This is a genomic window from Streptomyces sp. BK239 (assembly GCF_004217285.1).
Lineage (GTDB): Bacteria > Actinomycetota > Actinomycetes > Streptomycetales > Streptomycetaceae > Streptomyces.
In genome coordinates this window covers 80774-93856 of record NZ_SHKS01000010.1, presented here as the reverse complement: position 1 = coordinate 93856, position 13083 = coordinate 80774, and the positions used below count along the sequence as shown (strand labels likewise).

The following is a 13083-nucleotide window of genomic DNA, read 5'->3' as shown; positions in this document are numbered from 1 at the left end:
TCGGGATCAGAAGGTCACCAGCGCCCTGCCGCCCTTGCCCGCGAGCATGTTGGCGAAGGCCGCCGGAATCCCCTCGAGCGCGATGCGTTCGGTGACCAGTGCGCCCAGGTCCAGGCGGCCCGCCCGGACGTGCTCGGCCAGCACCGGCAGGTCCCGCGCCGGGTCCGAGTTGCCGTAGACACAGCCGGAGAGGGTCCTGCCCCAGTGGAAGATCTCCAGGGCGTTGAAGGTGACCTGCTGGTCCTTGCCGCCGATGCCGACGACCGTGGTACGCCCGCCGCGCCGGGTGGAGTCCCAGGCCGCGCGGATGGTGCTCGCCCGGCCCACGCACTCGACGGCCACGTCCACGCCCTGCTTGCCGGTGAGCGCGCGGATCTCGCGGGCGGTGTCGGCGGAGGCGACGACGAAGTCGGTGGCTCCGGCGGCGCGGGCGAGGTCCTCCTTCTCCGGGGAGACGTCCACGGCGACGACCGTCGAGGCGCCGGCGATCCGGGCCGCCTGGAGGGTCGCGAGGCCCACTCCCCCGGCGCCGAACACGGCGACCGTCTCACCGGCCCGCACGCGCGCGCTGTGGTGGACGGCGCCGTAGCCGGTGAGGACCGCGCAGCCGAGGAGCGCGGCGTCGGCGAGCGGGACGCCGTCGGGCAGGGGCAGGACGCAGGAGGCGGCGACGACCGTCTCCTCGGCGAACGCGGCGACGTTGAGGCCGGGGTGGAGGTCGACGCCGGCGGCGGTGCGGGCGTACACGTCGGCGGATCCGCTCAGCGCGTCGACGCACAGCCAGACCTCGCCGAGCGAGCAGGCGTGACAGCTGCCGCAGGAGGGGGCCCAGTTGAGGACGACGTCGTCTCCGGGCGCGAGGTGCGCGACCCCTTCGCCGACGGCGAGGACCGTGCCCGAGCCTTCGTGGCCGAGGACGGCCGGGACGGGGACGCGCATGGTGCCGTTGGACAGGGAGAGGTCGGAGTGGCAGACGCCGGCGGCGGCGAGCCGCACGCGGACCTGTCCGGGGCCGGGGTCCGGAAGGTCGATCTCGGTGATCTCCAGGGGTGCGCCCACGGCGGGCAGAACGGCTGCTCGGACCATGTGAGGGCTCCTCAGAACTGGAGGGACTTGGTCTGGAGGTACTCGGTGAGGCCGTGCGCGCCGAGTTCCCGGCCGACGCCGGACTGCTTGTAACCGCCGAAGGGCGCGAGCGGGTTGAAGCGGCCGCCGTTGATGTCGACCTGCCCGGTGTCCATCCGGCGGGCGAAGGCGACCGCCTCCGCCTCGTCGCCGGCCCAGACCGCTCCGGCGAGGCCGTAGACCGTGCCGTTGGCGATGCGCAGGGCGTCCTCCTCGTCGTCGTAGGGAAGGATCGACAGGACCGGGCCGAAGATCTCCTCCTGCGCGACGGTCATCTCGGGCGTGACGTCGGCGAGGACGGTGGGGCTGACGAAGTAGCCCCGCTCGCGCGGGGACTCGGTTCCGCCGGCGACCAGCCTGGCCCCTTCGGCGACGCCCTGCTCGATGTAGCCGACCACGCGTTCGCGCTGCTTGGCGTTGACGAGCGGCCCGATGCGGTCGCCGTACTTGGCGGCGGCGGCCGCGGCCAGCTCGACCGCCTCGTCGTAGTGGTCGCGGTGGACGAGCATCCGGGTCCAGGCGCTGCACGTCTGGCCGGAGTTGGACATGACGTTGGCGACGCCGACGTTGACGGCCTTCGCCAGGTCGGCGCTCGGGAGGATGACGTTGGCGGACTTGCCGCCGAGTTCGAGGGCGACCTTCTTGATCGCCGCGCCGGCCGTGGCGGCGATCCGGCGGCCGACGGCGGTGGATCCGGTGAAGGAGACCAGGTCGACGCCCGGGTGTTCGGCGAGGGCCTGCCCGGCCACCGGGCCGAGGCCGGTGACGAGGTTGAACACACCGGCGGGGACGCCGGCGTCGTCGACGGCCTCGGCGAAGAGCTGGGCGGTGAGCGGGGTGTCCTCGGCCGGCTTCAGGACGACGGTGCAGCCCGCCGCCAGGGCGGGGGCGACCTTGGCGACGATCTGGTGGAGCGGGTAGTTCCAGGGGGTGATGGCGCCTACCACGCCGACCGGCTCGTGGAAGACGGTCGAGTTGCCGACCTTCTCCTCGAAGGGGTGGGTGGCGGCCAGTTCGGCGTAGGAGCCGGCGACCGCGATCGGCAGGCCCGCGTGGACGGCCTGGGAGAAGGCCGGCGGGGAGCCGAGTTCGGCGGTGACGGTCTCGGCGATCTCGTCCTTGCGGGCGGTCAGCGCGTCCCGCAGGGCGGCGAGACGCGCTGCCCGCTCGGCCGGCGGGGTCGCGGCCCAGGCCGGGAGGGCGGCGCGCGCGGCCCGCACGGCGGCGTCGACGTCCTCGGCGGTGCCCGCCGGGACCGTGGCGATCACCCGCTCGTCGGCCGGGTCGACGACCTCGATCACGTCCTGGCCTGCGGCGGGGCGCCAGGCGCCGTCGAGGTAGATGCCGTCGTGTGCCTTCATCGTGCTTCCCTCCGGGGCGGTCCTCGGTCGTCCGCGCCCTAAACTAGCGTCGATAGTTTTTGGGCGCCAGAGGCGTCCGGGTGCGACGCCTCACGGTGACACGAGCGGGACACCAAGGGGGCACGAGTGGGGCTCGGGAAGGAGAAGGGACAGGGCACGGGACAGAGGCGGCGCGGGGGACAGCCGGCCGGGGAGGTGGGACGGCGGACCGGTGGGGACGATCAGCGGGTGGCCGTCAGGTGGGCGAAGACGACGACGTTGCTGGAGTAGCCGGTCTTGCGGTCGAAGAGGCCGCCGCAGGTGAGCAGCCGCAGCTCGGGACGCTTGCGGGGGCCGTAGACCTCCTTGTCGGGGAAGCGGGCCTTGTCGAAGATCCTGACCCGGTCGACGGTGTACACGGCGGTACGGCCGTCGGCGCGCCGGGCCTCGATGCGCCCGCCGGCCTTGACGCGGTGCAGGGCGGCGAAGACGGCTGCGCCGGTCTTGGTGTCCCGGTGGCCGACGACGACGGCGGTGCCCCGCTCTCCGGGGCCGGGACCGTCCGCGTACCAGCCGACGACCTTGGGCTTGTCGAGCGGCGGGGTCCCCAGTTCCCGGCCGGGACCGAGCCGCAGGGGGACGACCGGGGCGTCGATTCCGAGGGAGGGCACACGCAGGGTGGTGGCCCTGGACCTGGGGAGCGGGCGGGGCGGGGGCGTCGAGGCGTCCGCCCCGGACCCGCCGGCCTCGGGGCGCGCGTCGGCCCCCGCTGCCGGGGTGGCCGGCTGGGAGGGGCCGCCGCACCGGACCCCCGCCGTCACCAGGACGGCCGCGATGACGGCCGTCCTGGTGAGGCGGTAGAGACGGGTTCGGTACCAGGGCCTGCGTCGGCGCCTACGCGGCACCATGCGAGCGACGGCGGGACATCCGGACGTACGCGGCGCCGCCGACGACGACCGCGCCCACGGCGGCGGCCGCGCTCAGCGGGGTGTACGCCTCCATGGTGTCGAAGAGACCGCCGCCGCCGGCGTGGACGCCGCCCTTGGGACCGCCGGAGGAGTGTCCGCCCTGGCCGCTGTCCGAGATCGGGCTGCCGGGGTCCTCGCCCCGGCCGCCGCCGTTGCCGCCGCCGTTGCCGTTGCCGTTGCCGCCGCCGTTGCCGTTGTTGCCCTGCGGACCGTTGCCCTGGCCGCCGTTGGCCCCGTTCTGGCGATTGTCGTCACAGTCGACCCGGAAGACCTTCTCGCGCGGGCCGCTGCCGCCCACGACGGTCCAGGTGAGCCGGTACTGGCCGTCGGCCAGGCCCAGCGTGTCGGTGTGACCGGCTCCGCCGGCGAGGGTGATGCTGCCGGTGACCGTGGCGGCGGTGGGCAGCGGGGGCTGCGCCTCGATGGTGTAGGCGACGGTCGTCAGCTCGCCGAAGTTCGCGGCGTCGAGGTAGAAGCGGCAGACGACGGGGTCGTCCTTCGACACTCCGAAGGGCACGCGCTCGTTGTGGATCCGGATGTCGGCGCCGTCTCCGGGCGCGGCGGCGGCGGTGGGGGCCGCGAGCCAGGTGGCCCCGGCGGCGCCGAGCACCGCGAGGGCCGTGACGCCGAGCCGGGTGCCGGCCGCGGACGGGAGCATCATGCTGGACATGGACGTTCCTCCGAGTCAGACGATTTTCATACAAATCGCGCTTTCATCTGACTCTCTTTCACACCTGGGTCCCGCCGCCCCCCGACTTCGCCCGACACACCGTCACATTTCCCTCGCCCGGCCCAATCGGGAACGGCTTCCCTCAACGCCGCGCGGCGCGTCCGTCCTCCGCCGCGCGGGCCGCTCCGGCCGCCTCCCCGTCCCCTGCCGGAGCCTCGGCCGCGGCCGACCGCAGGGCGACCCCCGAGGACAGCAGCAGCAACCCGCCGAGCATCACGAACGGCGCGGCGACCCCCGCGGCGCCCGCGATCAGTCCGGCGCCGGCCGGCGCGGCCACCTGACCCAGGCGGTTCCCGGTCAACCGCAGCGCCAGCGCCGTGGAGCGCGCCCCCTCCGGCGCGGCCTGCACCACCGTCGTCATCGACAACGGCTGCCCCACCCCGAGACAGAACCCCAGCACCGCGAGCATCACGGCCAGCACCCACACCGGCGTCGGCAGCGCGACCCCCGCGCACAGCAGCGCCGCCAGCAGACAGGTCACCATGAGCAGCGCACGCCGCCCGAGCAGCCGCAGCAGCGGGGTGAGCACCAGCCGGCAGGCGATGCTCGCCGCGGCGCGCAGACTGAGCAGCAGGCCGACGACGGTCGGCGTGATACCGCGCTGCTCGCCGACCACCGGCAGGTAGGCGGTGAGGATGTCCGTCGCCGACAGCACCGACAGGCTGACGAGGATGCCCCCGGGCACCCCCCGGGCGCGCAGGATCCGGCCCACCGGCACCCGGTCCCCGCGCTCGGCGCGGGAGGTGGCCGCGGTGTCGCGCCGCTCGATGCGCCACAGCGAGGTGAACGCGACGGCGGCTCCCGCGCCCGCGATCAGCAGGGCGAGCGCGCTGGTGCGGGCCATGTCGTGGCCGCCGATCAGGGCGCCCGCCGCGATCGGTCCGACCAGCTGGCCGAGGGACGCCCCGATGGTGAAGTGGCCGAAGTTGCGGTCCTGTTCGTGCGGGGCGGACTGGCGGGCGACCAGCGACTGCGAGCCGATGACGAAGCACAGGTGCCCGAGGCCCATCACCCCGCTCCACAGAGCCATCGTCGCCAGTGAGCCGGCGACGCCGCTCAGCGCGCAGCCGCCGGAGATGAGGACCACGCCGACCGGCAGCAGGGGCGCGCACCGGCCGTGGTCGGTGCGGCGCCCCAGCGGGACCGCGAAGAACAGCGGAAGCAGCGCGTAGACGCCGGCGATGAGGCCGACCGCACGCTCGTCCGCGCCCAGCGCGAGGGCCCGGTAGGAGACGGCGGGCCGGGCCATCGACACCGCCCCCTGCGCGAAGCCGAAGGCGATGACGAGGCGGAGCAGCCAGCCGCGGTTCCCACCGGGCCCCATGGTTCTTCCTCCGAAGAGAGCCGACGTGGATCAGATGATGCCGAACAGCATTCCGGCGCCCAGGATCACCAGGCAGGTGAGGGCCGCCCACTTGACCACGAAGCGGGTGTGGTCGCCGAACTCGACCTTGGCCATGCCGACCAGGACGTAGACGGCCGGGACGAGCGGGCTGGACATGTGCAGCGGCTGGCCGACGAGGGAGGCGCGGGCCATCTCCAGCGGGGTGACGCCGTGCGCCGCGCCCGCCTCGGCGAGAACCGGCAGGACGCCGAAGTAGAAGCCGTCGTTGGACATGAAGTAGGTGAGCGGCAGGCTCAGCACACCGGTGACCAGGGCCATGTGCGGGCCCATCGCGTCGGGGATGACGCCCACCATCCACTTGGCCATGTGGTCGACCATGCCGGTGCCCTGGAGGACGCCGGTGAAGACGGCGGCGGCGAAGACCATGCCGGAGACGTTGAGGACGTTGTCGGCGTGGGCGGCGAGCCGGGCCTTCTGGTCGGGGATGTGGGGGAAGTTGACGGTGAGCGCGAGCGCCGCGCCGAGCAGGAACAGCACCGGGATCGGCAGCCACTCCATGATCATGGCGGTGAGCAGCACGACGGTGAGCAGCGCGTTGAACCAGTACAGCTTGGGGCGCAGGGTGGGGCGTGCGGGGTCGAGGGCCGCGAAGGTCTCCTGCGGCCGGTCGTCGTCCGCGTCGGCGTCCGTGCCGGAGCCCGAACCGCCGCTGCGGGCGGGGGCCTTGGCGTCGGCGGAGCCGCCCGCGCCGGCGCCGACGAGGACCGCCTCGGTCTCCTTCTCCTCGGCCTTGGCCGCGGCCTGGTCCTTGACGAAGCCGGGCTTGTCCTCGACCAGGACGTCGTCCAGGGTCAGCACGCCGAGCCGCTTGCGCTCGCGGCGGCCGAGGACGTACGAGAGCGCGACGACGAACAGCAGGCCCACGGCGAGCGCCGGGATCATCGGCACGAAGATGTCGCTGGCGTCGAGCTTGAGGGCGGTGGCGGCGCGGGCCGTCGGTCCGCCCCAGGGCAGCGTGTTCATCACACCGTTGGCCATCGCGGCGACACCGGTCATCACGACCAGGCTCATCTTCAGGCGCTTGTACAGCGGGTACATCGCCGAGACGGTGATCATGAAGGTGGTGGAGCCGTCGCCGTCCAGGGAGACGATCGCGGCGAGCAGCGCCGTGCCGACGACGACGCGGAGCGGGTCCGCCTTGCAGAACTTCAGGATGGCCCGCACGATCGGGTCGAAGAGGCCGACGTCGATCATCACACCGAAGTAGACGATCGCGAACATGAGCATCGCCGCGGTGGGGGCGAGGCTGGTGACGCCGTCGATGACGTAGTCACCGAGCTTGGCGCCCTTCCCGACGAAGACGCAGAAGAGCGCCGGGATCAGAACGAGCGCCGCGATCGGCGACATCTTCTTCATCATGATCAGGACCAGGAAGGTCGCGATCATGGCGAAGCCGAGGATGGTCAGCATGAGTGGATACCTAACGTTCGCCCTTGAACATCCCACCTGGGGGTCGGCGGTGCGTCGACGTTAGGACCGTTCAACCGGTGTTAACAAGACGTTGATGTGCGAGCAATAAGCGCAGAAGTCCTGGTCACAGCTTTGCTCAGGTCAGCGGCATGACTTTTTCGGTCACCGGGGCGACCTCGACGGGGACGCCGTTGAGGACCGCGTTGCCCGACAGGGGGTCCAGGAGGCTGCCGTCGAGGAGCTGGTTGACGTTGACGCCGGGGTCGGTGGAGGCGTGGCTCAGCCGGGTGCCGGGGCGGTCGTGCCCCCAGCCGTGCGGGAGGCTGACGACGCCGGTGCGCACGGCGTCGGTGACCTCGGCCGGGGCGGTCACCTCTCCCCCGGCGCCCTTGACGCGCACCGGGTCGCCGTCGCGGACGCCCAGGCGTTCGGCGTCCTCAGGGTGCAGGTGCAGGGTGCAGCGATTGGTGCCGCCGGTGAGGGCGGGGACGTTGTGCATCCAGCTGTTGTTGGACCGCAGGTGGCGGCGTCCGACGAGGAGGAGTCCGGTGGGGCGCTCCGCCGCCGCGGCGCGCAGCCGGGGCAGGTCGCCGGCGATGGGCGCGGGCAGCAGTTCGATCCGTCCGCCGGCGGTCTTCAGCGGCTGGGGCAGGCGGGGCCGGAGCGGTCCGAGGTCGATGCCGTGGGGGTGGTCCAGCAGCCTGGCCAGGCTCAGCCCGTCGGGGCGGGCGCCGAAGCCGTCGCCGTAGGGGCCGAGGCGCAGCATCATGTCGAGCCGGCGTTCGGGGCCGCTCTCGCCGGTGAGCTGTGCCGCGAGGTCGTGCGGGTCGCGGCCGTGCACGGGTGAGTGCGCTTCGGTGACCGCCTTGCCGAGGGTCTGGCCGATGACCAGGTCGTCGACGGCGGACGGCTCGGCGCCGTGCATGCCGGTCGCGGCGAGGACGAGGCGGGCGAGGATCTCGCTCTCGGCCATGCGGCCGGTCTCCAGCGGGACGGCAGGGCGGCTGTAGCGGACCTGGTTGCGGACGGCGAGGGTGTTGAAGGCGAAGTCGTGGTGCGGGCTCTGGGAGGGCGGGGGCGGCGGCAGGACGACGTGGGCGTGGCGCGAGGTCTCGTTGAGGTAGGGGTCGACGCTGACCATGAAGTCGAGGGAGCCGAGCGCCTTGTCGAGGCGGTCGCCGTCGGGTGCGGACAGCACCGGGTTGGCGGCCACGGCGATCAGCGCCCGGATCGGGGTGCCGTCCTCGGTGGCGGTGTCCATCTCCTCGGCGAGTGCGGAGAGCGGCAGTTCGCCCTTGGCCTCGGGGTGCCGGCTGACGCGGGAGTGCCAGCGGCCGAGGGCGAAACCGCGGCCGGGTCCGGCGGGCCGGGGGGTCTTGTCGGTGGCGGCCTGCGGGAAGAGGGCGCCGCCGGGCCGGTCGAGGTTGCCGGTGAGGATGTTGAGAACGTCGACGAGCCAGCTGGCGAGGGTGCCGTGGGGCACGGTGCAGCTGCCGATGCGGGCGTACACGGCGGCGGTGGGCGCGGCGGCGAGTTCGCGGGCGAGGGCGCGGATGGCGCCGGCGTCCACGTCGCAGGCGTCGGCGACGGCTTCGGGGGTGAAGTCGGCGAGGGCGTCGCGAAGTTCGTCGAGGCCCTGGAGGTGCGGGGTCAACTCGCCGGGCTGGGTGAGGTCTTCCGCGAAGAGGGTGTGGGCCATGGCGGCGAGCAGCAGGGCGTCGGTGCCGGGCCGGACGGCGATGTGCCGGTCGGCGAGGCGCGCGGTGCGGGTGCGGCGCGGGTCGATCACGGTGAGGGTGCCGCCGCGGGCCTTGAGGGCCTTGAGTTTGCCGGGGAAGTCGGGCGCGGTGCACAGACTGCCGTTGGATTCGAGGGGGTTGGCGCCGATGAGCAGCAGGTGGTCGGTGTGGTCGAGGTCCGGCACGGGGATGGCGTTCGCGTCGCCGAAGAGCAGCCCGCTGGAGACGTGCTTGGGCATCTGGTCGACCGTGGAGGCGGTGAACACGCTGCGGGTGCCGAGCCCGGCGAGGAGGACCGGCGGGTAGAGCGCGCCGGCGACGGTGTGCACGTTGGGGTTGCCGAGGACGACGCCGACGGCGTTCGGTCCGTGGGCGTCGACCACCGGGCGGATGCCGGCGGCGACGGCGTCGAAGGCCTCCTGCCAGGTGGCCTCGCGCAGTTCGCCGTCGCGGCGGACGAGCGGGGTGCGCAGCCGGTCGGGGTCGCCGTCGACGGCCGCGAAGGCGGCGCCCTTGGGGCAGATGAATCCCTTGCTGAACACGTCGTCGCGGTCCCCTCGGGCGCCGGTGACCCGGGGTCCGTCGAGGGTGAGCGTCAGCCCGCAGGTGGCCTCGCACAGTGGACAGATTCGCAGGGCGGTGCGGGACACAGGTCCTCCCGGGGGCAGCGGTGCCGTTTCCGCGTGAGCATACCGACCGGTATGGACGGTGGGGAGGCCCTGGTGCCGGCCGCTCGCCACCGTCCGCGCGTCACGTCCACGCGGCGGGCGGGCCCGCCCGTCAGTCCAGCGCCCGCGCCAGATAGGCCCGCAGCAGCTCGCGGGCCTCCTCGATGATCTTCTCGTCCCCTTCAGGGGCCATGCGGAAGGCCAGGTGGACGAGGGTGTCCGCGGTCTCCACGGCGATCAGGAAGATGCGCCGAAGATCGTCGTCGGGCTCACGGCCGAGGTAGTCGGAGAGCAGGTCGGTGAGGCGGTCGGCGACGCGGTGGTTGGGTTCGGCGCGGGAGCCGACGGGAATCTGGTTGCCGAAGTCGACGAGGGAGAAGCCGGGCGCGGTGCGCTTCATGGCCAGGTACTCGTCGAGCACGGCGTCCATGGCAGCCCGCCAGTCCCCCCTGCTCCCGGCCGCGCCCGCGCGGGGGTCGCCGCCTCGCCGGGCGTCCTTGAGGCGCTCGGTGACGCGTACGGCGTAGCGCTCCAGATTGCGCAGGGCGAGGGCGTCGGCCATCTGCCGCTTGTTCCCGAAGAAGCGGTAGACGGAGCCGATGGGGACGCCGGCGCGCTGGGCGACGGCGCGGGTGCTCAGGGCGTCGTAGCCGACCTCGTCGAGGAGGTCGGCGCAGGCGTCGAGGATTCTGGTCAGGCGTTCGGCACTGCGCCGCTGCACGGGCGCACGGCGTAGCGATGTCGCATGGGGCACGGGCTTCATGATGCCTTTCCGCCGCGGAACGGTGAACCTCGCCCCCGGATACGAAGAAAGGTGCCCGATGCACTCAACGCGGCGTCGCGGTGGCGGGCGAGACCGCGGGGACCTGTGGGGCGGGCTGCGGCGGTGAGGCGGTGATGTCCGCCGTGCTCTCGACCGGTTCGCCGTCGACCGCCCACACCGTGCCGTCGTCGGCGCACAGGCGGGCGGTGACGTGGTGGGTGCCGTGCGGGAGCAGGCCGGCCGGGATGCGGTAGCCGGCTGAGCGCAGCTCGGCGACCGGACGGTCGTCCACGAGGAGGCGGGCGGTGCCTCGGCCGGGCACGGCCCGCCTCCCGGCCCCGGCGGGCGAGAAGCGGAAGCGGCTCACCTCCAGGCGGACGTCCCAGCTGCCGTCGGCGTCGGGCTCGACCTCGACCCTGACCGCCGGCGCCGCCTCCTCGTCCACCTCGCGGTAGTGACGTCCATCGGAGCCGGTGTCCCCCAGGGCCTCGCCGGCGGGCGCCGGCGCGGGCGTGGCGCCCTCGCTGCGGTCGCCTCCGGCCCCCTGTTCCGCCGCTCCGCTGGTGCCGCAGCCCGCGAGCCCGGTCAGCAGGACACAGACCGCGAGCACGGCGGTTGTTGCGCGCTTCCACGACATGGCGGGGAGCGTAGAACAAGGGCGCGGGGGCGTGGATCCCCCTGGAGTCGGGTTCCGCGGGCCCGTGATCGTCCTGAGGGGGGACGACCCGGGCCGGCCTCTTGCGCCCGGGAAACCGCAATCCTACGGTGATGCACAGGATTCGGCGGCGCGAGGGAGCACACGCATGAGCAGCGGGGACGCACGCAAGACGGCCGAGGGGCTGACGTACCTCTCGGGCTTCGGCAACGAGCACGCGTCGGAGGCCGTCCCGGGGGCCCTGCCCGAGGGCCGCAACTCGCCGCAGCGCGCCCCGCTCGGCCTGTACGCGGAGCAGCTCAGCGGCACGGCGTTCACCGAGCCCCGCGCCCACAACCGCCGCTCGTGGCTGTACCGGATCCGCCCGTCCGCCGCGCACCCGGCGTTCACCCGCGTGGACGCCGGCGACCTGCGCACCGGCCCGTTCAGCGAGACCGTCCCCGACCCCAACCGGCTGCGCTGGGACCCGCTGCCGGAGCCCGCGCCGGGCACCGACTTCCTGGCCGGACTGTGGACGCTCGGCGGCAACGGCGACGCCGCCCAGCGCACCGGCATGGCCGTGCACCTGTACCACGCCGACACCTCGATGGACCGCGTCTTCAGCAGCGCCGACGGCGAGTTGCTGATCGTCCCCGAACAGGGCGGGCTGCTGCTGCGCACGGAGTTCGGGCTGCTGAGCGCCGAGCCCGGCGAGATGGCGCTGATCCCGCGCGGCGTGCGCTTCCGCGTCGAACTCCTGGACACCGCCGCCGACGACGGAAGCAGGCCGACCGCCCGGGGCTACGTCTGCGAGAACTACGGCGCGCCCTTCCGGCTCCCCGACCTCGGCCCGATCGGCGCCAACGGCCTGGCCAACCCCCGCGACTTCCGCGCGCCGGTCGCCGCCTACGAGGACGTGGAGGGCGAGGTGGAGGTGGTCAACAAGTACTGCGGCCACCTGTGGAGCGCGACCTACGGCCACTCCCCGCTCGACGTCGTCGCCTGGCACGGCAACCACGTCCCCTACGTCTACGACCTGCGCCGCTTCAACGTCATCGGCACGATCTCCTACGACCATCCGGACCCGTCGATCTTCACGGTGCTGACATCGCCGTCCGACACCCCGGGGCTGGCCGGCGTGGACTTCGTGGTCTTCGCGCCGCGCTGGCTGGTGGGCGAGGACACCTTCCGGCCGCCGTACTTCCACCGGAACGTGATGAGCGAGTACATGGGCCTGATCGAGGGCGCCTACGACGCGAAGACCGCCGGGAAGGGGGGCTTCGTGCCGGGCGGCGGCTCGCTGCACAACACGATGTCGGCGCACGGCCCGGACCGGGAGACGTTCGACCGGGCGAGCACCGCCGAGCTGGGGCCGCAGAAGGTGGACGACGGGCTGGCGTTCATGTTCGAGACGCGCTGGCCCATCGCCCTCACCCCGGGCGCGGCCGGCGCGGACCATCTCCAGCAGCGCTACGACGACGTGTGGTCGGGCCTGGAACGGCACTTCCGCCCGTTGCACTGACCGTCGCCCGACCGGTACGGATAGCCCCGTGACCTCCTTCGCCCCGGACTCGATCGTCCTGAACCGGAAACTGCCGCTGTGGTACCAGGTGTCGCAGTCGCTGCGCGCCTCGATACTGGGCCGCTCGCCCCGGGAGCCGCTGCGGCTGCCCACCGAGGAGCAGCTGGCGGGGCACTACGGGGTGAGTGTGCTGACCATGCGGCAGGCGCTGAAGGAGCTGGAGGACGAGGGGCTGATCACCCGGCACCGCCGGCGCGGCACCTTCATCGAGCCCGGCGTGCGACGCGGCGCGCCGGTGCGGCTGCTGGGCTCGGTCGACGCGATCGTGGCCCAGCAGTCCGGCATGGCGACGCGGCTGCTGGACCACGGGACGACGCCGCCTCCGGCTGAACTCGCCGAGCACTTCCCGGAGTTGCCGGAGGTGGCGACGTACCACCGGCTGCGCAGCGACGAGAAGACGGGCGAGCCCACCAACCACGCGCGCAACTACGTCCGTCCGGAGCTCGCCGCCCGGATCGACCCGGCCGACCTGGTGCGCTGGCCGATGACGAAGGTGCTGCGGGACGTGGTGGGAGCGGACATCGGCAGCATCACGGACACGGTTCAGGCCCGGCTCGCCGACCCGGAGACGGCCCGGCTGCTCCAAGTGCCGCTGCTGAGCCCGATCCTGCACTACACGGGCGTCACCCGCGACCCCGACGGCCGGCCCCTGGACGTGGCCGTCATCCACTACCGCGGCGACCGCTTCTCCTTCACGGTGACCCTGGACGCCACCTGAT

11 protein-coding genes are annotated in these 13083 nt (G+C 73.3%); 2 read left to right on the top strand and 9 right to left on the bottom strand.

Annotated features, from left to right (window positions below; translation table 11 throughout):
- Positions 1–6 precede the first annotated feature (6 nt).
- From EV567_RS25620 to EV567_RS25580, 9 genes are all read right to left on the bottom strand, one after another.
- Positions 7–1086 carry a Zn-dependent alcohol dehydrogenase gene (locus EV567_RS25620; RefSeq protein ID WP_130444105.1) on the bottom strand — a complete coding sequence of 360 codons (1080 nt, stop codon included), beginning with the start codon at positions 1084–1086 and terminating at the stop codon, positions 7–9.
- 11 nt (positions 1087–1097) lie between these two features.
- Complete coding sequence (locus tag EV567_RS25615; protein ID WP_130444103.1) at positions 1098–2486, bottom strand: aldehyde dehydrogenase family protein; 1389 nt, start codon at positions 2484–2486, stop codon at positions 1098–1100.
- Positions 2487–2707: 221 nt separating this feature from the next.
- Positions 2708–3373, bottom strand: a complete 666-nt coding sequence (locus EV567_RS25610; protein WP_130444101.1) for a class F sortase — start codon at positions 3371–3373, stop codon at positions 2708–2710.
- A complete protein-coding gene (locus EV567_RS25605; RefSeq protein ID WP_130444099.1) occupies positions 3360–4103 on the bottom strand; it encodes a hypothetical protein in 744 nt (247 codons plus the stop codon). Before EV567_RS25605 ends, EV567_RS25610 begins: the two co-directional genes overlap by 14 nt.
- Positions 4104–4245: 142 nt before the next feature.
- Positions 4246–5487, bottom strand: a complete 1242-nt coding sequence (locus tag EV567_RS25600; RefSeq protein WP_130444097.1) for an MFS transporter — start codon at positions 5485–5487, stop codon at positions 4246–4248.
- A 30-nt stretch (positions 5488–5517) separates the two neighbouring features.
- A complete protein-coding gene (locus EV567_RS25595) occupies positions 5518–6978 on the bottom strand; it encodes a CitMHS family transporter (RefSeq protein WP_130444095.1) in 1461 nt (486 codons plus the stop codon).
- Positions 6979–7114: 136 nt separating this feature from the next.
- Complete coding sequence (locus tag EV567_RS25590; RefSeq protein WP_130444093.1) at positions 7115–9367, bottom strand: molybdopterin oxidoreductase family protein; 2253 nt, start codon at positions 9365–9367, stop codon at positions 7115–7117.
- Positions 9368–9497: 130 nt separating this feature from the next.
- The gene (locus EV567_RS25585) at positions 9498–10148 is read right to left on the bottom strand and encodes a TetR/AcrR family transcriptional regulator (protein ID WP_130444091.1); all 651 of its coding nucleotides are present in this window, start codon (positions 10146–10148) and stop codon (positions 9498–9500) included.
- A 64-nt stretch (positions 10149–10212) separates the two neighbouring features.
- The gene (locus EV567_RS25580) at positions 10213–10785 is read right to left on the bottom strand and encodes a hypothetical protein (RefSeq protein WP_242621000.1); all 573 of its coding nucleotides are present in this window, start codon (positions 10783–10785) and stop codon (positions 10213–10215) included.
- Positions 10786–10951: 166 nt separating this feature from the next.
- Between EV567_RS25580 and hmgA the strand changes: the two genes are divergently transcribed.
- Both hmgA and EV567_RS25570 read left to right on the top strand, forming a co-directional pair.
- Positions 10952–12304 carry a homogentisate 1,2-dioxygenase gene (hmgA, locus tag EV567_RS25575; RefSeq protein ID WP_130444089.1) on the top strand — a complete coding sequence of 451 codons (1353 nt, stop codon included), beginning with the start codon at positions 10952–10954 and terminating at the stop codon, positions 12302–12304.
- A gap of 28 nt (positions 12305–12332) precedes the next feature.
- Complete coding sequence (locus tag EV567_RS25570; protein WP_130444087.1) at positions 12333–13082, top strand: GntR family transcriptional regulator; 750 nt, start codon at positions 12333–12335, stop codon at positions 13080–13082.
- Position 13083 lies beyond the last annotated feature (1 nt).

Coding starts and splice junctions, on each gene's coding strand:
- hmgA (WP_130444089.1), top strand. CDS start 10,952: ATGAGCAGCGGGGACGCACGCAAGACGGCCGAGGGGCTGACGTACCTC.
- EV567_RS25595 (WP_130444095.1), bottom strand. CDS start 6,978: ATGCTGACCATCCTCGGCTTCGCCATGATCGCGACCTTCCTGGTCCTG.
- EV567_RS25620 (WP_130444105.1), bottom strand. CDS start 1,086: ATGGTCCGAGCAGCCGTTCTGCCCGCCGTGGGCGCACCCCTGGAGATC.
- EV567_RS25580 (WP_242621000.1), bottom strand. CDS start 10,785: ATGTCGTGGAAGCGCGCAACAACCGCCGTGCTCGCGGTCTGTGTCCTG.
- EV567_RS25615 (WP_130444103.1), bottom strand. CDS start 2,486: ATGAAGGCACACGACGGCATCTACCTCGACGGCGCCTGGCGCCCCGCC.
- EV567_RS25605 (WP_130444099.1), bottom strand. CDS start 4,103: ATGTCCAGCATGATGCTCCCGTCCGCGGCCGGCACCCGGCTCGGCGTC.
- EV567_RS25600 (WP_130444097.1), bottom strand. CDS start 5,487: ATGGGGCCCGGTGGGAACCGCGGCTGGCTGCTCCGCCTCGTCATCGCC.
- EV567_RS25610 (WP_130444101.1), bottom strand. CDS start 3,373: ATGGTGCCGCGTAGGCGCCGACGCAGGCCCTGGTACCGAACCCGTCTC.
- EV567_RS25585 (WP_130444091.1), bottom strand. CDS start 10,148: ATGAAGCCCGTGCCCCATGCGACATCGCTACGCCGTGCGCCCGTGCAG.